The sequence below is a fragment of the Curtobacterium sp. VKM Ac-1393 genome (genome assembly GCF_015350995.1).
Lineage (GTDB): Bacteria > Actinomycetota > Actinomycetes > Actinomycetales > Microbacteriaceae > Curtobacterium.
The window spans coordinates 361,001-380,757 of record NZ_JADKRW010000001.1 but is presented as its reverse complement, the minus strand read 5'-3'; the positions used below and the strand labels follow the sequence as shown (position 1 = coordinate 380,757).

22 protein-coding genes are annotated in these 19,757 nt (G+C 70.2%); 19 read left to right on the top strand and 3 right to left on the bottom strand.

Features of this window, described 5'->3' with window-relative positions:
* Positions 1-14: 14 nt before the first annotated feature.
* The 5 genes from ITJ59_RS01750 to ITJ59_RS01730 all read left to right on the top strand — a co-directional run bounded on the left by ITJ59_RS01750 (position 15) and on the right by ITJ59_RS01730 (position 5,429).
* Positions 15-1,151 (top strand): thiamine pyrophosphate-dependent dehydrogenase E1 component subunit alpha, encoded by a 1,137-nt coding sequence (locus ITJ59_RS01750; protein ID WP_194649418.1) that lies wholly within the window; start codon positions 15-17, stop codon positions 1,149-1,151.
* Positions 1,152-1,237: 86 nt separating this feature from the next.
* A complete protein-coding gene (locus ITJ59_RS01745) occupies positions 1,238-2,197 on the top strand; it encodes an alpha-ketoacid dehydrogenase subunit beta (RefSeq protein WP_228510911.1) in 960 nt (319 codons plus the stop codon).
* 46 nt (positions 2,198-2,243) lie between these two features.
* A complete protein-coding gene (locus ITJ59_RS01740; protein ID WP_194649417.1) occupies positions 2,244-3,851 on the top strand; it encodes a dihydrolipoamide acetyltransferase family protein in 1,608 nt (535 codons plus the stop codon).
* A 130-nt stretch (positions 3,852-3,981) separates the two neighbouring features.
* On the top strand, positions 3,982-4,563 hold the full coding sequence (locus ITJ59_RS01735) for a GNAT family N-acetyltransferase (protein WP_194649416.1): 582 nt from the start codon (positions 3,982-3,984) through the stop codon (positions 4,561-4,563).
* A gap of 131 nt (positions 4,564-4,694) precedes the next feature.
* Complete coding sequence (locus tag ITJ59_RS01730) at positions 4,695-5,429, top strand: GntR family transcriptional regulator (RefSeq protein WP_194649415.1); 735 nt, start codon at positions 4,695-4,697, stop codon at positions 5,427-5,429.
* A 113-nt stretch (positions 5,430-5,542) separates the two neighbouring features.
* On the opposite strand, the gene ITJ59_RS01725 is transcribed toward ITJ59_RS01730, so the two are convergent.
* Positions 5,543-5,995, bottom strand: a complete 453-nt coding sequence (locus ITJ59_RS01725; protein WP_194649414.1) for a PTS sugar transporter subunit IIA — start codon at positions 5,993-5,995, stop codon at positions 5,543-5,545.
* The gene (locus tag ITJ59_RS01720) at positions 5,992-6,228 is read right to left on the bottom strand and encodes a PTS transporter subunit EIIB (protein WP_111085371.1); all 237 of its coding nucleotides are present in this window, start codon (positions 6,226-6,228) and stop codon (positions 5,992-5,994) included. The genes ITJ59_RS01725 and ITJ59_RS01720 overlap by 4 nt, the downstream gene beginning before the upstream one ends.
* Positions 6,229-6,406: 178 nt before the next feature.
* On the opposite strand from ITJ59_RS01720, the gene ITJ59_RS01715 reads away from it, so the two are divergent.
* The 12 genes from ITJ59_RS01715 to ITJ59_RS01660 all read left to right on the top strand — a co-directional run bounded on the left by ITJ59_RS01715 (position 6,407) and on the right by ITJ59_RS01660 (position 16,778).
* The gene (locus tag ITJ59_RS01715) at positions 6,407-7,675 is read left to right on the top strand and encodes a PTS transporter subunit EIIC (RefSeq protein ID WP_194649413.1); all 1,269 of its coding nucleotides are present in this window, start codon (positions 6,407-6,409) and stop codon (positions 7,673-7,675) included.
* Positions 7,676-7,802: 127 nt separating this feature from the next.
* Complete coding sequence (locus ITJ59_RS01710; protein WP_194649412.1) at positions 7,803-8,714, top strand: metal ABC transporter solute-binding protein, Zn/Mn family; 912 nt, start codon at positions 7,803-7,805, stop codon at positions 8,712-8,714.
* A gap of 47 nt (positions 8,715-8,761) precedes the next feature.
* A complete protein-coding gene (locus tag ITJ59_RS01705) occupies positions 8,762-9,607 on the top strand; it encodes a metal ABC transporter ATP-binding protein (RefSeq protein ID WP_194649803.1) in 846 nt (281 codons plus the stop codon).
* Positions 9,607-10,566 (top strand): metal ABC transporter permease, encoded by a 960-nt coding sequence (locus ITJ59_RS01700; RefSeq protein ID WP_194649411.1) that lies wholly within the window; start codon positions 9,607-9,609, stop codon positions 10,564-10,566. Before ITJ59_RS01705 ends, ITJ59_RS01700 begins: the two co-directional genes overlap by 1 nt.
* A complete protein-coding gene (locus tag ITJ59_RS01695; RefSeq protein ID WP_194649410.1) occupies positions 10,563-11,006 on the top strand; it encodes a Fur family transcriptional regulator in 444 nt (147 codons plus the stop codon). Before ITJ59_RS01700 ends, ITJ59_RS01695 begins: the two co-directional genes overlap by 4 nt.
* Positions 11,007-11,016: 10 nt before the next feature.
* Positions 11,017-11,712: an alpha/beta fold hydrolase gene (locus ITJ59_RS01690; RefSeq protein WP_194649409.1), complete on the top strand. Its 696-nt coding sequence runs from the start codon at positions 11,017-11,019 to the stop codon at positions 11,710-11,712.
* Positions 11,713-12,039: 327 nt separating this feature from the next.
* Positions 12,040-12,276, top strand: coding sequence for a 50S ribosomal protein L28 (gene rpmB / locus ITJ59_RS01685; protein WP_111085377.1), 237 nt, complete (start codon positions 12,040-12,042; stop codon positions 12,274-12,276).
* Positions 12,276-12,446, top strand: a complete 171-nt coding sequence (rpmG, locus tag ITJ59_RS01680; protein WP_017886456.1) for a 50S ribosomal protein L33 — start codon at positions 12,276-12,278, stop codon at positions 12,444-12,446. The genes rpmB and rpmG overlap by 1 nt, the downstream gene beginning before the upstream one ends.
* Before the next feature lie 2 nt (positions 12,447-12,448).
* Positions 12,449-12,754 carry a 30S ribosomal protein S14 gene (rpsN, locus tag ITJ59_RS01675; protein WP_111085378.1) on the top strand — a complete coding sequence of 102 codons (306 nt, stop codon included), beginning with the start codon at positions 12,449-12,451 and terminating at the stop codon, positions 12,752-12,754.
* 279 nt (positions 12,755-13,033) lie between these two features.
* Positions 13,034-13,321, top strand: a complete 288-nt coding sequence (locus tag ITJ59_RS01670) for an HU family DNA-binding protein (RefSeq protein WP_111085379.1) — start codon at positions 13,034-13,036, stop codon at positions 13,319-13,321.
* 200 nt (positions 13,322-13,521) lie between these two features.
* Positions 13,522-15,438, top strand: a complete 1,917-nt coding sequence (locus ITJ59_RS01665) for a cytochrome c oxidase assembly protein (protein ID WP_194649408.1) — start codon at positions 13,522-13,524, stop codon at positions 15,436-15,438.
* Positions 15,435-16,778: an ATP-dependent DNA helicase gene (locus tag ITJ59_RS01660; protein ID WP_194649407.1), complete on the top strand. Its 1,344-nt coding sequence runs from the start codon at positions 15,435-15,437 to the stop codon at positions 16,776-16,778. Before ITJ59_RS01665 ends, ITJ59_RS01660 begins: the two co-directional genes overlap by 4 nt.
* Before the next feature lie 97 nt (positions 16,779-16,875).
* On the opposite strand, the gene ITJ59_RS19510 is transcribed toward ITJ59_RS01660, so the two are convergent.
* Positions 16,876-17,325, bottom strand: coding sequence for a DUF4383 domain-containing protein (locus ITJ59_RS19510; RefSeq protein ID WP_194649406.1), 450 nt, complete (start codon positions 17,323-17,325; stop codon positions 16,876-16,878).
* Positions 17,326-17,563: 238 nt separating this feature from the next.
* Between ITJ59_RS19510 and ITJ59_RS01650 the strand changes: the two genes are divergently transcribed.
* Together ITJ59_RS01650 and ITJ59_RS01645 are read left to right on the top strand one after the other, a co-directional pair.
* The gene (locus tag ITJ59_RS01650) at positions 17,564-18,463 is read left to right on the top strand and encodes a phosphatase PAP2 family protein (RefSeq protein WP_194649405.1); all 900 of its coding nucleotides are present in this window, start codon (positions 17,564-17,566) and stop codon (positions 18,461-18,463) included.
* Between the two features lie 141 nt (positions 18,464-18,604).
* Positions 18,605-19,744 (top strand): CE1758 family FMN-dependent luciferase-like monooxygenase, encoded by a 1,140-nt coding sequence (locus ITJ59_RS01645; RefSeq protein ID WP_194649404.1) that lies wholly within the window; start codon positions 18,605-18,607, stop codon positions 19,742-19,744.
* Positions 19,745-19,757 lie beyond the last annotated feature (13 nt).

The window sequence follows — 19,757 nt, the reverse complement described above, 5'->3', positions numbered from 1 at the left end:
CTACGCTGGCCCGCATGTCATTCCACGCCGCTGCCCCTGCGACGGCCACCGTCCGGCTCCTGGACCCCGAGGGCCGGTTCGTGGAGACCGACGAGAACGCCGAGTTCGCCGCCGCCGCGCGGGCGATCCCCGACGAGACCCTGCTGGCGATGCACCGCCGCATGGTCCTCACCCGACGGTTCGACCACGCTGGCCACAACCTGCAGCGCACCGGCCAGCTCGGCCTCTGGGTGCCCAGCCACGGCCAGGAAGCCGCGCAGACCGGCTCCGCCTTCGCCCTGCGCGCCCAGGACCACGTCTTCCCCTCGTACCGCGAGCACGCCGTCACGATGCAGCGCGGCGTCGAGCCGATGGAGATCATCGCGATGTACCGCGGGCAGACCCACGGTGGATGGGACCCGGACCAGCGCGGCAACACCCACATCTCCACCCTGGTGATCGGCTCGCAGACGCTGCACGCCACGGGCTACGCGCTCGGGCAGAAGCTCGACGGCGACGTCGGCACGGGTGACCCCGACCGCGACGCGTGCTCGATCGTCTACTTCGGCGACGGCGCGACGAGCCAGGGCGACGTCAACGAGGCGTACGTGTTCTCGGCGTCGACGAAGGCCCCCGTCGTCTTCTTCCTGCAGAACAACCACTGGGCGATCTCGGTGCCGGTGTCGGTGCAGTCCCCGACGCCGCTCGTCGACCGCCCGCGCGGCTTCGGGATCCCGAGCGTCCTGATCGACGGCAACGACATCCTGGCGTCGTACACGGCCTCGGTCGTCGCCACCGACCACGCCCGCAGCGGCCAGGGTCCGGCCTTCATCGAGGCCGACACCTACCGCATCGGCGCGCACACCAGCTCGGACGACCCGAGCCGGTACCGCGCCGACGGTGAGCTCGAGGACTGGGTCCGCCGCGACCCGATCGTCCGCTCCGAGGCGTACCTGCGTTCCAAGGGCGCCACCGACGCGCAGTTCGCCGCGTTCGACGAAGAGGGCGAGGACATCGCCGCCGACGTCCGCCGCCGCACCGTGGCGCTCACCCCGCCGTCCGTCGACGTCATGTTCGACAACGTCTACCGCGAGCCGCACCCGCTGGTCGCCGAGCAGAAGGCCTGGCTCGAACAGTACGAGGCCGGCTTCGAAGGGGGCGCCCACGCATGAGCACCACCGAGCAGCTCTTCGACTACACGCTGCGCTCCCACCCGGGCGCCGGCGAGGTCCCGAGCGACCCCACCCCGACCCTGCCGATGGCGAAGGCGCTCAACGCCGGGCTCGCTGCGGCTATGCAGGCGGACGACAAGGTCCTGCTGATGGGCGAGGACATCGGCCAGCTCGGCGGTGTCTTCCGCATCACCGAGGGCCTGCAGGACCGCTTCGGCCCCGAGCGTGTGCGGGACACCCCGCTCGCCGAGGCCGGCATCATCGGCACCGCGATCGGCCTGGCCCTGCGCGGCTACCGTCCCGTGGTCGAGATCCAGTTCGACGGCTTCGTGTGGCCCGGCTTCGACCAGATCACCTCGCAGCTCGCGAAGATGGCGAACCGGCTGCCGTCGCACATGTCGCTGCCGGTCGTCATCCGCATCCCCTACGGCGGCCACATCGGCGCCGTGGAGCACCACCAGGAGTCGCCCGAGGCGTACTTCGCGCACACCCCCGGTCTGCGCGTGGTCAGCCCGAGCACACCGAACGACGCCTACTGGATGATCCAAGAGGCCATCGCCTCGAAGGACCCGGTCGTCTTCCTCGAGCCGAAGTCGCGCTACTGGCCCAAGGGCCAGGTCGACCTCGTCGACGGGCACGTCCCGATGCACACCACGCGCGTCGCGCGGACCGGCACCGAGGTCACCCTCGTCGGTCACGGTGCGATGGTCGCGACGCTCATGCAGGCTGCGGAGCTCGCCGAGTCCGAGGGCACGAGCTGCGAGGTCATCGACCTCCGCTCGATCTCGCCCATCGACTGGGAGCCGCTCCTCGCCTCGGTCCGCAAGACCGGTCGCCTGGTCATCGCGCAAGAGGCGTCCGGCTTCGTCAGCGTCGGCAGCGAGATCGCCGCCACGGTCGCCGAGAAGGCGTTCTACACGATGCAGGCACCGCCGCTGCGGGTGTCCGGGTTCGACATCCCGTTCCCGGTCTCGAAGCTGGAGCACCTGCACCTGCCGGACGCCGACCGCATCCTCGAGGCCGTCGACCGCGCCCTCGCGTACTGATCCTGCTCCGCTGACCCAACTCGTCCGAACGCCGAAGGAGCCGTAAGTGGCCGTCGCCGAATTCCCCCTGCCCGACGTGGGCGAAGGCCTCACCGAGGCCGAGATCGTGCAGTGGCGCGTCGCCATCGGGGACGAGATCACCGTGGACCAGGTCCTGGTCGAGATCGAGACCGCGAAGTCCCTCGTGGAGCTGCCGTCGCCGTTCGCCGGCACCGTCACCGGGCTGCTCGTGTCCGAGGGCGACACGGTCGAGGTCGGCAAGCCGATCATCCGGGTCGAGTCCGACGCGTCGGTCGCGTCCGGTGCGCCGGTTGCCGCTCCGGCCGTTCCTTCGGGAGGCCCGGCACCGGTCGTCGACAGCGGCCCGGCTGCGCCGGTCGTCGCGTCCACCCCGTCGGTCGCCCCCGCGCCGGCTGCTCCGGTCACGCAGACCCCGCCCGCCCCCGCGGCAGCCCCGGCACCCGCTGCTGCTCCTGCTCCCGTCGTCGCTGCCGCGCCCACGCCGGCGCCCGCCCCGGCAGCACCGGCGCCGCCCGTCGCCGACAGCGCCGCCGTCGTCGGGACGGACGAGTCCTCCGGCGCCGTCCTCGTCGGCTACGGCTCGGCGACCTCGTCGCCGTCGCGTCGCAAGCCGGGAGCCCGCCGGGCCGCAGCCCTGGCGGCCGAGGCGAGCCGTGCCTCCAGTGTGGATGCCGCAGCAGCGGCCGAAGCGGCCAGCGATCCCGGCGAGGACACCACCGCCGAGGCCATCGCGGGTCTGGCGTCCGCGCCCGCGCGCAAGCAGACCGTCGCGACCAACGTGCTCGCGAAGCCGCCGATCCGGAAGCTCGCGAAGGACCTCGGCGTCGAGCTCGCCGAGATCGTCGCGACCGGGTTCGCCGGCGAGGTCACCCGTGACGACGTCATCCGGCACGCGAAGCAGGCGAGCGTCTTCCGGAACATCGAGACGCCCGAGTGGGGCGAGGTCCGCAGCGAGACGATCCCCGTCAAGGGCGTCCGCAAGGCCATCGCGACCGCGATGACCACGTCGGCGTTCACCGCACCGCACGTGTCGCTGTTCGTCGACGTCGACGCGACCCACACGATGGAGTTCGTCAAGCGGCTCAAGGCCTCGCCGACGTTCGCCGGCGTCAAGGTCTCGCCGCTGCTCATCGTCGCGAAGGCCGTCATCTGGGCCGTCCGCCGCAACCGCTCGGTGAACTCGACCTGGACCGACCGCGAGATCATCGTCCACCACTTCGTGAACCTCGGCATCGCCGCGGCGACCCCGCGTGGGCTCATCGTGCCGAACATCAAGGACGCGCAGGACATGTCGTTGCTCGAGCTGGCGCAGGCGCTCGAGGAGCTCACCCTGACCGCCCGTGACGGCAAGACGACGCCGAAGCAGATGGCGAACGGCACCGTCTCGATCACGAACATCGGCGTGTTCGGCATGGACACCGGCACCCCGATCCTGAACCCGGGCGAGGTCGCCATCGTCGCCATGGGCACGATCAAGCCAAAGCCGTGGGTCGTCGACGGCGAGGTCCGGTCGCGCATGGTGACGACCATCGGCGCCTCGTTCGACCACCGGGTCGTCGACGGTGACGTGGCGTCGCGCTTCGTGCACGACGTGGCCTCGGTGCTCGAGGAGCCGGCGCTCCTGCTCGACTGAGCGCGCGAGTGAGCAGAAGACCACGGGTTGCTCCAGCCGGCTCGTCGTCTTCTGCACACTCGATCGCGGCCTTCCGCAAACGTCGCGTGGTGTTCACACGGATGTCGGTGGTGCGGGGGATGATCGGGGCATGGTCCACCAGCTCCTGACCCCCTCGCAGGAGATCCGAACGGATCGCCTCCTGCTCACCCCGCTCACGCCCGCCGACATCGACGACGTGCACGCGGTGTTCTCCGACGCCCGGACGTGGCAACACCTGCCGAACGGTCGGCACGTCGCCCGGAGCTCGAGCGTCGACATGGTGCAGCGGAAGATCGGTGGTCGTGCTCGGCACGGGCTCGGCTCGTGGGCCGTCCGCACCGCTGCCGATCACGCGTTCGTCGGGGTCGGCGGTGTCGACATGACCGCGGGTGGGGTCTGGAACCTCGGGTACCGCTTGGCGCCCGCGTCCTGGGGGCAGGGCTTCGCCTCCGAGATCGCCCTCGCCGCCGTGCGCGCGGCTGCCGACACCGCGCCGGACGTCCCCGTGACGGGGCGTGTGCTGACGAACAACCCGGCCTCCGCCGCGGTGCTCCGCCGTTCCGGGCTGTCGCTCGTGTGGCAGGGGGCTCCCGGCGTGCAGGTGCAGTCCGCCGCCGGGGTCGAGGGACAGGTCTGGACCGACCGGCTGCTCTCCGACGAGCAGTTCGACTGGCTCGTCCGCAACGCCTGAACGCTCCCGCCGCTCGTCGCGCAGTTCGGCGCGAACGTTGGCGTTCCGAGGTCGACTCGGTACTGTGATGGGAACTGGTCATGTCCGCGCATGACCACTGCCCAGGACCAGCAACGGAGCACGAGGGACGCATGACGAGCCGCATCACCGAGGGTGCCGAACCGAAGCACCAGCAGTTGCGGCGCATCCTGCTCGACCTGGCCACCGCACGCCTGGCTCCCGGCGCCGCGATCCCGTCCGAGCGGCAGCTCATCGCCGAGTACGGGGTCTCGCGGATCACCGTGCGCGAAGCCCTCGGACAGCTCGTCAACGAGGGCTACCTCGAGCGCGTCCGCGGCAAGGGCACCTTCGTCGCGCACCGACCCGTGCAGTCGACGCTGCACCTGGCGTCCTTCACCGAGGAGATGCGGGCGATGGGCCACGTGCCGACGACGGTGGTCCTGGTGCGCGAGGAACGCGTGCCGCCGAGTGACACCGTGGCGGCACTGCGACTCGACGCCGACGTCTCGGCCTTCCACGTGAAGCGCCTGCGGATGGCGGACGGCGCTCCGGTGTCGATCGACGACGCCTGGCTCGTGGCCGACGCGTTTCCGGGACTGCTCGACCACGACCTGTCCGGGTCGGTGTACTCGATCATCGCGAACGAGTACGGCACCCCGATCGACCGTGCGCAGCAGACGGTGGCCGCGAACCCGGCGGCCGACGACGTCGCGACCCTGCTCGGCACGAAGACCGGAGCGCCGGTGCTCGAGTTCGACCGGGTGTCGTACGCGGGGGAGCGCCCCGTGGAGCACACCCGCAGCTGGTACCGCTCGGACCGCTACCGCGTGCAGATGGAGGTCACCGCGACCCCAGCGGTCGCCTGACTCCGTCCCGATCCCGATCCCGATCCCGATCCCGGTACGCGAAAGCGACTGTGTGCCGCGAACGTTCCGCAGCACACAGTCGCTTCGGCGGAAACGACCGGAACGAATCCGGGTCAGACCTCGAACAGGGTGTCGCCGTCGAGCACCGAGGTGCCCACCGTGCCCTGGTCGACGGTGTCCGGCGCGGAGCCGAGCACGACGACCGGGCAGATCGGCGAGTAGCCGGCGGCGGAGATCACCGAGGGGGTGAACCGGACGACGGGGTCGCCGGCGGTGACCGTCGCGCCCTCGGTCGCGAGGAGCTCGAAGCCCTCACCCGCGAGCTTCACGGTGTCGATGCCGACGTGCACGAGGACGTCCGTGCCGGCCGCGCCCTGCAGCGCGAACGCGTGCGGGTGCAGCTTCACGATGGTGCCGTCGACCGGCGCCACCGCGGTGATCGCGCCCTCGATGCCCGTCGGGTCCACGGCCACACCGGCGCCGACGAGCTGACCGGCGAACACCGGGTCCGGCACGTCGGCGAGGGCGACGACCGGGCCGGCGAACGGCGTGCGGACCGCGGTCACAGCTCGTCCTGGATGTCCTGCGCGAGGTTGTCGGCGACCGTGCCGACGATGACCTGCCAGCCGGTGCCGCCACCGATGACGGCCTGGGCGCCCGCAGCCTGCAGCGCGGCCTTGTCGACGAGGTCTCCGTCTTCGACCTCGACTCGGAGGCGCGTGATGCAGCCCTCGACCTCTTCGATGTTGTCGGCACCGCCGAGCGCGGCGATGATGTCGGCTGCCTTGATGTCGGCCATCGTTTCCTCCTCGTTAAGGGTTTGCGTCACAGGTTGACACCGGACCGGTCTCGGATCAGACTACGGAACTGGTCATGACCGGACAGGACCGGACCTGGCGACACCGCCGAGGTTACCTGCGCTGGCTGCACGACTCAACTCACCCCGACAGCTCCACCCAAAGACGAGAGGACCTCCGATGAGCGCCACCACTGCCACGGATGTGCCGGAGAAGAAGAAGCCGAAGAAGCAGTCCCGGCTGTTCGCGCAAGCGCAGCGCCTCGGACGGAGCCTGCTCCTGCCGATCGCGGTCATGCCCGCCGCGGGCATCCTGCTCCGCCTGGGTCAGGCCGACATGCTCGGCGCGATTCCCGGCTTCGAGCAGGGCGCGACGATCATCGCCGCGGCCGGCAACGGCGTGTTCACCTGGCTGCCGCTGCTCTTCGCGGTCGGCATCGCGATCGGCTGGGCGAAGAAGTCCGACGGCACGACCGCGCTCGCCGCCGTCGTCGGCTACATGGTCATGTACCAGGTGTTCGCGGCCATGTCCCCGATCGTGCTCGCGGGCGTGAAGGACGCTTCCGGCAACCAGGCCACGATCAACTTCGGTGTCCTCGGCGGCATCGTGATGGGGCTCGTCTCCGCCGTCATGTGGGAGAAGTTCCACCGCACGAAGATGCCCGACTTCCTCGGGTTCTTCTCCGGTCGTCGCCTCGTCCCGATCCTGACGGCCGTCGCCGGCCTCGTGATCGCGGTCGCGATGTCCTTCGTCTACCGCTACTTCGACATCGCCCTCACGGCCGCCGGCACCGCCGTGGCCGACAACGCCGTCATCGGTGGCGGCATCTTCGGGTTCGCGAACCGCATGCTCATCCCGATCGGGCTGCACCAGCTGCTCAACTTCTTCCCGTGGTTCCAGCTCGGAAGCTTCACCGACGCCGCTGGCACGGTCGTGCACGGCGACATCCCGCGCTTCCTCGCCGGCGACCCGACCGCGGGCATCTTCCAGACCGGCTTCTTCCCGATCATGATGTTCGCGCTGCCCGCCGGTGCCCTCGCCATCTGGCGCAACGCCAAGCCGCAGAACCGCAAGCTCGTCGGCGGCATCATGCTCTCGGCCGCACTGACCTCGTTCGTGACGGGTATCACCGAGCCGCTCGAGTACTCGTTCATGTTCGTCGCGTTCCCGCTGTACATCATCCACGCGGTGCTCACCGGCACGTCGCTCGCCCTCGTCAACGCCCTCGGGATCCACGATGGGTTCTCGTTCTCGGCCGGCGCGATCGACTACGTGCTGAACTTCGGCAAGGCGGACGGGGCGATCTGGCTCATCCCGATCGGCCTCGGCTACGCGGTCGTCTACTACTTCCTGTTCAGTTTCGTGATCAAGAAGTGGAACCTCCGCACGCCCGGGCGTGAAGAGGACACGATCGCCGAGAACACGATCGAAGCGGCCACGAAGCCGTAGACGTCACCACGTGACGGACGGGAGGCCCGGTGCCAGCTGGCACCGGGCCTCCCGTCTTCCTGTCGTCACCACCAGGGCGCTGATACCGGTTTTGACAATCGTTATCAGCAAGCGCTAGCGTCGGAGCATGCGCAACCGCTTCCTCGCCCTCCCGCTCGTCGCCGGCGCCGCCGCGCTCGCCCTGACGGGCTGCGCGACCTCCTCGGCCTCGGGCAACGCCAGCAGCAACGGGACGATCGCCGTCGTCGCCTCGACCAACGTCTACGGCTCGATCGTCCAGTCGATCGGTGGCGACCACGTGTCCGTCACGAGCATCCTGAACGATCCCTCGCAGGACCCGCACTCGTTCGAGTCGAGCGCCCGCACCCAGCTCGCGGTGTCGAAGGCCGACCTGCTCATCGAGAACGGTGGTGGGTACGACGACTTCATGACCACGCTCGCCGACGCCTCGGACACCAAGGCCGACACCATCAACGTCGTGAAGCTCTCCGGTCTGGACAAGGGCGGCGACGCCGAGTTCAACGAGCACGTGTTCTACAGCTACCCGACGATGGTGACGCTCGTCGACGACGTCACGAAGCGCCTGTCCGCGCTCGACGCGGGCGACAAGGCCACCTTCGAGAAGAACGCCGACGCGCTCACCGCGAAGCTCGAGGACCTCGAGTCCCAGACCGCCGACCTGAAGAAGACGTACGACGGCGAGAAGGTGGCGTACACCGAGCCGGTGCCGGGCTACCTCTTCGACGCGATCGGTCTCGACAACGTCACGCCCGAAGCGTTCTCCGAGGCGATCGAGGAGGGCGACGACGTCCCCCCGGCAGCCCTCAAGGACACCCTCGCGCTGTTCAGCGGCAAGCGCGTGCAGCTCCTCGCGTACAACGACCAGACCTCGAGCGCCGAGACCGAACAGGTCAAGAAGGCCGCCGACCAGAACGACGTCCCGGTGGTCGGTGTCACGGAGACGCTCCCCAAGGGGCAGGATTACGTCTCGTGGCAGCAGGCGAACATCGACGCGGTGCAGGCGGCGCTCCAGAAGTGACGACCTCGACCGCAGCAACGACGAGCGACAGCCCGGCGACCACCACGGTGGACGACCGGGCTGAGGCCCGTCCGGTCCTGGCGCTGCGCGACGCCGGGCTGTCCTTCGGCGAACGGAAGCTCTGGGGGCACCTCGACCTGGACATCGCCCCCGGGGAGTTCGTCGCGGTCCTCGGCCCCAACGGCGCCGGCAAGACCTCGCTGCTGCGCACGGTCCTCGGCCAGCAGCGTCTGACGAGCGGCACGATGTCGTTCCTCGGGCAGCCCGTCCACCGCGGGCACCGGAAGATCGGCTACATCCCGCAGCAGCGACTGATGGAGGCGGGTACACCCCTCCGCGCGCGGGACATGATCGCGCAGGGCGTCACCGGCCACCGCTGGGGCGTGCTGCCGACGTCGAAGGCCGACCGTGCGCGCATCGACCGGATCCTCGACGAGGTCGGCGCCACCGCGTTCGCGGACGCGCCGGTCGCCGAGCTGTCCGGCGGCGAGCAGCAGCGCACCCGCGTCGGTCAGGCCATCGCCGCCGACCCGGCACTGCTGCTGTGCGACGAACCCCTCATCTCACTCGACCTGCGGCACCAGCGCGGCGTCACCGAGCTCATCGACCGGCAGCGTCGGCAGCACGACGCCGCGGTGCTGTTCGTGACGCACGACGTGAACCCGATCCTCGACGTGGTCGACCGGGTCCTGTACATCGCCGGCGGCCGGTTCCGGATCGGTTCCCCGGACGAGGTCCTGCGCGCCGACGTGCTGAGCGACCTGTACGGCACCCCCGTCGACGTCGTCCGCACGATGGGCCGGATCGTCATCGTCGGCGCCAACGAGGCGCACGAGCACCACCACGGCGAGGTCGACCCGCACGCCCCGGCGTCGGACGAAGGGCGGATCTGATGGACCTGCTGTCGACGGTCTTCTCGTTCCAGGACTACGGCGAGCTCGTGGCGCTGGTGCAGAACTCGATCTGGGCCGGCGCGGTGCTCGGCATCGTCGGCGGGCTCATCGGCCCGTTCGTCGTCGCCCGGAACATGCCCTTCGCGGTGCACGGCATCTCGGAGCTGTCGTTCGCCGGGGCGAGTGCGTCCCTGCTGCTCGGCGTCAACGTCGTCACGGGGTCGCTCGTCGGGTCGGTGATCGCGGCCCTGCTGATCGGGGTGCTCGGTTCGCGCGCTCGTGACCGCAACTCGATCATCGCCGTGCTCATGCCGTTCGGCCTCGGGCTCGGCATCCTGTGCCTGGCGCTCTACAAGGGGCGTGCGGCCAACAAGTTCGGGCTGCTCACCGGCCAGATCGTGTCGGTGGACAACCCGCAGCTGACGTTCCTGATCGTCATCGCCGCCATCGTCGTCGCGACCCTGCTCGTCATCTGGCGGCCGCTGATGTTCGCGTCGGTGGACCCGGACGTCGCCGCCGCTGCCGGCATCCCGGTGCGGACGCTCGCGATCGTGTTCATGCTCGTCCTCGGCCTGGCGACCGCGGTGTCGGTGCAGATCGTCGGTGCACTGCTCGTGCTGTCGCTGCTCGTCACCCCGGCCGCCGCGGCCCTGCGGCTCAGTTCACACCCGGTGGTCGTGCCGGTGCTGTCCACCGTGTTCGCCGTGGTGTCGGTCGTCGGTGGCATCCTGCTGGCACTCGGCGGCGGTCTGCCGATCAGCCCGTACGTGACGACCATCTCGTTCGCGATCTGGGTGGTCTGCCGGATCGTCGGGGCCAGGCGCGACCGCCGCGGACGCGATCGGGTCGTCCGCCGCGACCAGCGTGGCGGGGGTGCGCCGGGCCTCCCGTCCGGAACGAACGGAACCGGGACCGGGACCGGGACGTCAGCCCAAACGAAGGTGAGTGCACCAGCATGAACGCCGTGCAGAAGGTCAAGCGGAACACGTGGCAGCGCGAAGCGGTGCGCGGTGCCCTCGACTCCACCGAGGGGTTCGTCAGCGCGCAGGCGCTGCACCAGCACCTGCGTGACGAGGGCTCGACGATCGGCCTCGCCACCGTCTACCGGGCGCTCGCCGACCTGGCGACCGAGGGCGACGCCGACTCGTTGCAGCAGGACGGCGAATCGCTGTACCGCGCGTGCACGACGGACGCGCACCACCACCACCTGATCTGCCGGAACTGCGGCCGGACCGTCGAGATCGAGGCGGACCCGGTCGAGCAGTGGGCGCAGGACGTCGCCGCCGCGAACGGGTTCACGAACGCCAGCCACGTCGTCGACATCTTCGGCGAGTGCGCGGTGTGCGCGGCATCTGCCGCCGCAGCCGGACCGCGGACCGGCGACGCCGCCGGCGAGTAGCGTCCGCGCCATGCACGTCATCCTGGTCCCCGGGTTCTGGCTCGATGCGAGCGCGTGGGACGACGTCGCCCCGGTGCTGCTGCAGGCGGGCCACACGGTCGAGGCGATCACGCGTGACGGCGACACGCTCGACGAGCAGGTCGCGGCGCTGGTGGATCGCCTGGACGACGTCGCCACCCCGGACGAGCCCGTCGTGCTCGCCGGACACTCCGGTGCCGGACCGATCGCGTACATGGCTGCGGACCAGCGGCCGTCGCTCGTCGCGCACCTGCTGTACGTCGACACGTTCCCCGGCCCCGCCGGCGGCTGCGTGAACGACGAGCTGCCCGTGGTCGACGGCGTCGTGCCCCTGCCCGCGTGGGACGTCTGGGAACCGGCGACGGTGCGCGGGATGACGCCGTCGTTGCGGCAGGCCTTCGAGCACCGGGCGATCCCGGAGCCGGCCGCCGTGCCGTCCGATCGGTTCCACTACGCCGACGCCGCCCGGCACGCGATCCCGGCGACGGTGATCACGTGCGAGATCCCGGCGACGGAGCTCGCGACGATGGTCGCCGACCAGCAGACCTGGGCCGCTGAGCTCGTCGCGACCGAGGAGCTCAGCATCCTCGGACTCGAGACCGGACACTGGCCGATGTTCACGGCGCCACTCGAACTTGGTGCGCTGATGGTGCAGGCGCTGGCCCCGAAGCCGACGCAGGCTCCCTAGCGCGCCCCGGCGCGCGGCCGGGCGTCGCCGCCGCCCCGGCCGCCACGGGCCTCCAGGCCTGGACGCCCGGCTTGCGACACGCCCGGAGCTCGCGTAAGCTCTCCCCTTGGTTCTCCACGTCCGCGTGGTGGACCCGTTGTTCCAAGCCCTCCGACCGTCGCGAACGCCGCGGTCGCGTGGTGTCCGTTGACCCTTCGACAGGGGCTGCGGACCTGGGCGGTGTGCACAACCCCCTCGCATGCACCACTCCGGTGGTCCTGCGCGTGCGCACCAGGCAAGTGAACTTGGGTGCGGCCGTCCGGTCGCACGGTACCTCAGGAGGAAACCATGGCAGCAGTGTGCCAGGTGACCGGCGCCGTTCCCGGCTTCGGTCACAACATCTCGCACTCGCACCGCCGGACGAAGCGCCGCTTCGACCCGAACGTGCAGAAGAAGACGTACTACGTGCCGTCGCTTCGTCGCAACGTCACGCTCAACGTCAGCGCTAAGGGCATCAAGGTCATCGACGCACGGGGCATCGAGTCCGTCGTCAAGGACGTCCTCGCCCGTGGGGAGAAGATCTGATGGCGAAAAAGGGTCAGGACATCCGTCCGATCATCAAGCTCCGCTCGACGGCGGGCACCGGGTTCACGTACGTGACCAAGAAGAACCGTCGGAACAACCCCGACCGTCTCGTGCTGAAGAAGTACGACCCGGTGATCCGCAAGCACGTCGACTTCCGTGAGGAGCGCTAAGCATGGCGAAGAAGAGCAAGATCGCGAAGAACAACCAGCGTGCCGTCATCATCGCGCGCTACGCCGAGCGTCGTCTCGAGCTGAAGAAGGCCCTCGTGGACCCGAACGGCTCCGACGAGTCGCGTGAGGCCGCTCGCGTGGGCCTGCAGAAGCTGCCCCGCGACGCATCCCCGATCCGCTACCGCAACCGCGACGCGATCGACGGCCGCCCCCGTGGCCACCTGGGTGAGTTCGGCATCAGCCGTGTCCGCTTCCGCGACATGGCCCACCGTGGAGAGCTCCCCGGCATCACGAAGAGCTCCTGGTAAGCACTCGCAGTACCCGACGCCCCGTCACCTCCTGGTGGCGGGGCGTTCGCTGTGTCCGGGGTACAAGGGCGCCTCAGTGGTCACATCTGCCCCGCTGGACCCGCGACAAGCCCGGAAATCCGGGCGAGTCGGCTGAAAACGTCCGATCCGGCTGGTAGGTTCAACTCCGGTTCCGCCGGGCCCTCGGCCCACTGGCACCGTGGCACGGGGCAACCGCTCCGGGCGCCGGACGGCACGTCCGTCCGACCGATACTGCAAGAAGTCCGAGGAGGACATCCAATGGCTGACAAGTCACTGAACCGCACCGAGCTCGTCGCTGCCGTCGCCGCCGAGTCCGGCCAGAGCCAGGCCACCGTCAACGGCGTCGTCGACGCGCTCTTCAGCGTCGTCTCGTCGTCCGTCGCGGACGGCACGAAGGTCACGATCCCCGGTTGGATCGCCTTCGAGAAGACGCACCGCGCCGCCCGCACCGGCCGCAACCCGCAGACGGGTGAGGCCATCGAGATCGCCGCGAGCGACTCGGTCAAGGTCAGCGCCGGCTCGAAGCTCAAGGCTGCGGTCAAGTAAGACTGTTCCGCGCATCGGGAGGGACGGCTTCGGCCGTCCCTTTCGTCGTTCCCGGGGCCGGGTTGGTCGCGTCGGGTCGCGTTCGTCGCGTCGGGTCGGGTCGCGTTCGTCCTGTCGGGTCGACCGGGAGGCCCGTGCCGGTTCCCACAGGTCGGCCCGGCCGGTTCGGTGGCCGGGTGGGCACCGCCTAGGCTTGACGGGTGAATCGGATCGCGCGCATCGCCGGTCCCGCCGTGCTCCTGCTCGTCGGGTTCGTGGCGCTGCTCGCTGCCCTGGTCATCGGTGGTGGTGCGGACGCAGCCCTGATCGCCGACCCCGGCGTCGGCGTCCGGTTCGGTCTGCCGATCGCTCGACTGGTCGTGGACCTGTCCGCCGCGGCGACGATCGGTGGGCTCGCGCTCGCCACCGTCGGCCTGTCACGGTCGGGCCCCGAATGGAACCGTGCCATCGACGTCGCGGCCGCCGCCAGTGGTGTCTGGACGGTGTCGTCCGCCGTCGCCACGTTCTTCACGTTCCTAAGCGTCGCCGGCTCGAAGATCAGCATCGACGAGCAGTTCGGCCAGTCGATGGGGGTGTTCCTCACCGGCACGGACCTCGGGCTCGCCTGGCTGGTGACCGTGCTCGTCGCCGCAGCCGTCACCGTCCTCTGCTTCGCCGTCCGTTCGCGGGGCATGGTCGCCCTGACCGCGGGCGTCGCGATGATCGGCCTCATCCCGCTCGCGCAACAGGGCCACGCAGCCGGCACCGCCAGCCACGACGCCGCGGTGACCGCGCTCGGCCTGCACCTGATCGGCGCGGCGCTCTGGGTCGGTGGACTGCTGATGCTCGTCCTCCTGCGCGGCGTGCTGCCCGGGGATCGCCTGGCCCTGGTCGTCTCGCGCTACTCGAGCATCGCGCTCGCCTGCTTCGTGCTCGTGGCCGTGTCGGGCACCGCGTCCGCGCAGATCCGCGTCGGTGCCCTGTCGAACCTGTTCACCCCGTACGGCGTCCTCGTGCTCGTCAAGATCGGTGCGATCGTGGCCATCGGGATCCTCGGTGCCGTGCAGCGGCGACGAGCGATCCGTGCCCTGACCACCGCCCCCGCCCGACGCCGTCCCTTCTGGACCCTCGTGGTGGTCGAGCTCGGCGTGATGGGGATCGCCTCGGGGTTCGCTGCCGCACTCGGACGCACGGCGACACCGACCGACCAGCTCGCCCTGAGCAAGACGACCGACCCCAGCCCGGCCGAGTTCCTCACCGACGACCGGCTGCCGCACGCGCCGGGGGCGTGGGGCTGGCTGACGCAGTGGAACCTCGACCTGTTCTGGCTGATGGCCGCCGTGCTGCTCGCCGTCACCTACACCGCGGGGGTCGTCCGGCTGCGTCGTGGCGACGTGCACTGGCCGGTGCGCCGCTCGGTGGCCGCGGCACTGGCGATCGTGTGCCTCGTGGTCGCGACGTCGGGCGCGCTGCACCAGTACGACCGGTTCCTGGTCTCGGCGAACGTCGGTGCGCACGTGCTCCTCGGCCTGGTCGTGCCGGCGCTCGCGTGGGCGGCGGCTCCGGTCGTGCTCATCCGGGCCGCCGTGCGCCCGCGTGACGACGACAGCACCGGTGTGCGGGAGTGGGCCGGCATCCTGGTCGACAACGCCGCGGTCCGGTACCTCGTGCAGCCGTTCCCCGCGTTCCTGCTCGCCGCGTCCGTGTGGTGGGCGTTCTTCGCGACCGATGCCCTGCGGTGGTCGGTCAGCGACTCCACGGGGCGCACCGTCATCGACGCGGGCTTCTTGCTCGTCGGACTCCTGGCGATGCCCACGCTGTTCACCCCGATCGGGGCCGGTCAGAACCGTCCCACACGGGGTGCCGCACTCGTCCGGATCGCCGGCGCTGCGGTCGTCGCAGCCGGTGCGGTGTCGCTCGGTCTCGCGATGCGCGGGCCGCTCGGGCTGCTGCAGGCGTCGTGGTTCGGGGCGATGGGGCGGACCTGGGGTCCTGACCCGCTCGTCGACCAGGCCCGCGGTGGGCTCGTCCTCGTGGTCGCCGGGGTGCTGCTGCTCGTCGCGGTCGTCGTCGTGGTGCTCGTGCGACTGCGGCGCGACGGATCGGCCGCCCGCACGCTCGAGGCGGAGGCGCGATGAGCATCGAGCTCAGCGACGAGCAGCGTGCCGTCTTCGAGTACATCGAGCACACCCGCGACCACGTCTTCATCACCGGTCGTGCCGGCACGGGCAAGTCGACCCTGCTCAACCACCTGTCGTGGAACACCGAGAAGCAGGTCGTGATCTGCGCGCCCACCGGGGTTGCCGCGCTCAACGTCGGCGGCCAGACCATCCACTCGCTCTTCCGCCTGCCGATCGGTCTCATCGCCGACGCCGAACTGCGCCAGGGGCCGGACACCCGCAAGCTCCTCAACACCATCGACACCCTCGTGATCGACGAGGTCTCGATGGTGAACGCCGACCTGCTCGACGGCATGGACCGCTCGTTGCGCAAGGCCCGGGGTCGGCAGTTCGAGCCGTTCGGCGGCGTGCAGGTCGTGATGTTCGGCGACCCGTACCAGCTGCCGCCGGTGCCGGGTGATGCCGACGAGCGCGCCTACTTCACCGACCACTACCGATCGATGTGGTTCTTCGATGCCAAGGTGTGGCTCGAGGCCGAGCTGAACATCATCGAGCTCGCGACCGTGCACCGGCAGCGCGACGACGCGTTCGCGGCGATGCTCACGGCGGTGCGGCACGGCCGGGTCACCGCGGACATCGCGGACCAGCTGAACACCGCAGGCGCGCGGCCCTCGCCCGACGACGCGATCACCCTGGCGACCCGCAACGACACCGTCGCGCGGATCAACAAGGCGGCGCTCGAGCGACTGCCGGGCAAGGTCAAGACCGCCAAGGCCGACGTCAACGGCGACTTCGGCGGACGGAACTTCCCGGCGGACGAAGCCCTCGAGCTGAAGCCCGGCGCACACGTGATGTTCCTGCGCAACGACGCCGACCAACGGTGGGTGAACGGGACGCTCGGCATCGTGACGGCGATCCGCGACACCGTGTGGGTCGACGTCGACGGCGAGTCGTTCGAGGTCCAGCCGTCGGTGTGGGAGAAGTTCAAGTACTCGTACGACGCCGACAAGAAGGAACTCAAGAAGGACACCGTCGGTGAGTTCCAGCAGTTCCCCCTCCGGCTCGCCTGGGCCGTGACGATCCACAAGTCGCAGGGCAGCACCTACGACAAGGCCGTGGTCGACCTCGGCAACCGGGTGTTCAGCGCCGGGCAGACGTACGTGGCGCTGTCGCGGCTGACCTCGCTCGAGGGGCTGTACCTGACCCGGCCCCTCCGCCCACAGGACATCATCGTCGACACGGACGTCCGACGCTTCATGTCCGAGGCGCCCCGGATCGTCGCGACCGAGCTCGAGGCGCCGAAAGCGAAGCCCGCCCCCGACCCGGACCCGGATCCCGATCCGGACCCCGAAGACTGACCGCGTCCGCGCGGGTGCTGCGCAGCACGCGTCCGCACGCGACGACGCCCGCCTGCCGGGGCGGCAGACGGGCGTCGGTGGAGCGAGCGTCAGTGCGTCAGGCGCGAGCCGCCGCACGCAGCGCGCGGAGGTTCTCCTTGTCGGCCCCCAGTGCCGTCAGCAGCAGGATCACACCGACGATGGCGTGGAACACGTTGTCGGTGGTGTTGAGCGCGAAGATGTTGGCCGAGGTGTTCACGAACACGAAGCCGTAGACCGCCAGCACGACGAGCAGCGCGCCGACGAGCAAGTTGCCGTTCCGCGACCCGATGGTGTTGCCGAGCCCGGTGATGAGCAGGACCACCGCGAGCAGGACCCAGATCAGGGCGAGCGGCGGGTTCACCCCGAAGGCGTTCCAGAGCATCCCGCCCTGGCGGCTGAAGAAGCCGGGGTCGCCGTCGGCGGCGAAGAAGAAGCCCAGGACGCCCCAGAGTGCGAGGACGCCACCGACCGTGAGTGCGAGACCGCGGTTCGGTGAGGCGGTGATGCCCGGTTCCTTGATGGCCACTTCGGTCTCCTCCTCGTACACTGCCGACGCGACGTGCGTCGATCCTGCGGTGCCCGCCGGACTGAGCGGCGCGGCACTGAGCGGCACAGCGCGGGATCCGCGGGCGACGGCCGCGCGGTTCCCAGCCTCCGGCCGGTGTTCCAACGGTATCGTGTCGGACCCCGACCGTCCGAATCGCAGCGCCGTCACGAGGCGTGCGACGAGACCGACGACGACCACCCCGAGGAGGACCAGCCCGGTGACCTTGACACCCGAGCGCAGTGCACCGGACTCGCGTGGACCGAGCGTCTCACGGCGGCTGCGGTGGGGTGTGCTGGCGGCTCTGGGGTTCGTCATCGTGCCTTCCGTCTACGCGGCCGCGGTGCTGACGCCGGTGGGGCAGCGCATGGAGGACGCCGCGCTCGGCGGGGTCCGGGAGTCCGACCTGTTCAGTTCGGACACTGCGCTCAACGTCATCTCGGTGCCGGTGATCCTGTTGCTCGTTGTCGTGATCGTCGCGGTGGCGTTCGCTCGGCGACGGCTCTCGGTGGGGCTCGGCGCGGGTGCAGTGGTGCTCGCGTCGGCGGCCACTTCGACGCTGCTCAAGCGTATCGCCGAGCGCCCGGAGATCGCCGAGTCGACGACACCGAACTCGTTCCCGTCCGGGCACGCGACCATCGCGCTGGCCGCACTGTTCGCCGTTCTGATGGTCACGCCCCGTCGCTTCCGGCCGATCGTGACCCTGGTCGGCGCCGGCTACGCGGTCTTCGTCGCCAACCAGACGGTTGTCTACGGCTGGCACCGGGTGAGCGACATCGTCGGCGCGTGTGCGATCGCGATGTTCTGGCTCGGCGTCGTCCGCGCGTTCGGCCCCCGGGTCGACCGCGGGCTCCGGGGTGATCGCGACGGCCGGCGGGGCCCGCGCCGGGTGGTGAGCATCGTGCTGCTCGTCGCGACCGGGGTCACGCTGGTCGTCGGGGTCGCGGCACTCGTCGTCGGGCTGGCCGGCGACGGGGCGCACGACCACGCGGCGATCCTGATGGCCGGGCGGCTGGCATCGAGTGCGAGCGTGCTGGCGGTCGTGACCGTCGTGTGGTTCCTCGACGGCATGCACCACGCGCTTCGCACCGACCCGGCCACGCTGTCGACCGCGCGCTGACCCGGGGAGCCGACCCGGGCCTCCAGGCCGTCCGAACGGATCGCGCGACGGGCGTGAGCCTGGCGGGAATGCCACGCCGTGCGCTACGTTGTACCGAGCAAGTCGATGCAAACGCATCGATATCGCGAAAGGCGGCGCATCATGCAGTTCGGCATCTTCACGGTCAGTGACGTCACGACCGACCCCACGACCGGCACCACGCCGGACGACACCCAGCGCGTCCGCGACATCCTGACGATCGCCGAGCACGCCGACCAGGCCGGGCTCGACGTCTTCGCGACCGGTGAGCACCACAACCCGCCGTTCGTCGCCTCGTCGCCGACCACGTTGCTCGCCTACCTCGCGGCGAAGACGAAGCACATCACGCTCTCGACGAGCACCACGCTCATCACCACGAACGACCCCGTACGCCTCGCCGAGGAGTACGCGATGCTCCAGGTGGTATCCGACGGCCGGATGGACCTCATGATGGGTCGCGGCAACACCGGTCCGGTGTACCCGTGGTTCGGGCAGGACATCCGCCAGGGTGTCAACCTGGCGATCGAGAACTACGCGCTCCTCCGCCAGCTCTGGGAGAACGACGTCGTCAACTGGCAGGGCAAGTTCCGCACGCCGCTGCAGGGCTTCACCTCGACGCCGCGTCCCCTCGACGGTGTCGCACCGTTCGTCTGGCACGGCTCGATCCGCACGCCCGAGATCGCCGAGCAGGCCGCGTACTACGGCGACGGCTTCTTCCACAACAACATCTTCTGGCCGATCCAGCACACCGAGCAGATGGTCGGGCTGTACCGCCAGCGCTTCGAGCACTACGGTCACGGCCGTGCCGACCAGGCGATCGTCGGCCTGGGTGGACAGTTCTTCGCCCGCAAGAACTCGCAGGACGCCGTCGACGAGTTCCGTCCGTACTTCGACAACGCCCCGGTCTACGGCCACGGCCCCTCGATGGAGGACTTCACCGCCCAGACGCCACTCACCGTCGGTTCGCCGCAGCAGGTCATCGACCGGTACGCGGCCATGAAGGACCACGTCGGCCACTACCAGCGCCAGCTGTTCCTCATCGACCACGCCGGGCTGCCGCTCAAGACGGTGCTCGAGCAGATCGACATCCTGGCCGGCGAGATCGTCCCCGAGCTCCGGAAGCTGAACGACGAGGGCCGGCCCGAGGGCGTGCCGTCGAACCCGCCGAGCCACACGGAGCGTGCCGCTGCGGCGCTCGCCGCCGGTGCGGCCGGCAGCGACCACGTCGCCGCCGAGGACGAGTGGACCGGCGCGTCCGTCTGACGCGTGCCGTGAG

Bases quoted from the DNA above. Each gene is read 5' to 3' on its own strand.
- ITJ59_RS01695 (WP_194649410.1), top strand. From the start codon at position 10,563: ATGAACGCCGTGCAGAAGGTCAAGCGGAACACGTGGCAGCGCGAAGCG.
- ITJ59_RS01745 (WP_228510911.1), top strand. From the start codon at position 1,238: ATGGCGAAGGCGCTCAACGCCGGGCTCGCTGCGGCTATGCAGGCGGAC.
- rpsN (WP_111085378.1), top strand. From the start codon at position 12,449: ATGGCGAAGAAGAGCAAGATCGCGAAGAACAACCAGCGTGCCGTCATC.
- ITJ59_RS01715 (WP_194649413.1), top strand. From the start codon at position 6,407: ATGAGCGCCACCACTGCCACGGATGTGCCGGAGAAGAAGAAGCCGAAG.
- rpmB (WP_111085377.1), top strand. From the start codon at position 12,040: ATGGCAGCAGTGTGCCAGGTGACCGGCGCCGTTCCCGGCTTCGGTCAC.
- ITJ59_RS01710 (WP_194649412.1), top strand. From the start codon at position 7,803: ATGCGCAACCGCTTCCTCGCCCTCCCGCTCGTCGCCGGCGCCGCCGCG.
- ITJ59_RS01750 (WP_194649418.1), top strand. From the start codon at position 15: ATGTCATTCCACGCCGCTGCCCCTGCGACGGCCACCGTCCGGCTCCTG.
- ITJ59_RS01660 (WP_194649407.1), top strand. From the start codon at position 15,435: ATGAGCATCGAGCTCAGCGACGAGCAGCGTGCCGTCTTCGAGTACATC.
- ITJ59_RS01690 (WP_194649409.1), top strand. From the start codon at position 11,017: ATGCACGTCATCCTGGTCCCCGGGTTCTGGCTCGATGCGAGCGCGTGG.
- ITJ59_RS01730 (WP_194649415.1), top strand. From the start codon at position 4,695: ATGACGAGCCGCATCACCGAGGGTGCCGAACCGAAGCACCAGCAGTTG.
- rpmG (WP_017886456.1), top strand. From the start codon at position 12,276: ATGGCGAAAAAGGGTCAGGACATCCGTCCGATCATCAAGCTCCGCTCG.
- ITJ59_RS01700 (WP_194649411.1), top strand. From the start codon at position 9,607: ATGGACCTGCTGTCGACGGTCTTCTCGTTCCAGGACTACGGCGAGCTC.
- ITJ59_RS01735 (WP_194649416.1), top strand. From the start codon at position 3,982: ATGGTCCACCAGCTCCTGACCCCCTCGCAGGAGATCCGAACGGATCGC.
- ITJ59_RS01720 (WP_111085371.1), bottom strand. From the start codon at position 6,228: ATGGCCGACATCAAGGCAGCCGACATCATCGCCGCGCTCGGCGGTGCC.
- ITJ59_RS01670 (WP_111085379.1), top strand. From the start codon at position 13,034: ATGGCTGACAAGTCACTGAACCGCACCGAGCTCGTCGCTGCCGTCGCC.
- ITJ59_RS01645 (WP_194649404.1), top strand. From the start codon at position 18,605: ATGCAGTTCGGCATCTTCACGGTCAGTGACGTCACGACCGACCCCACG.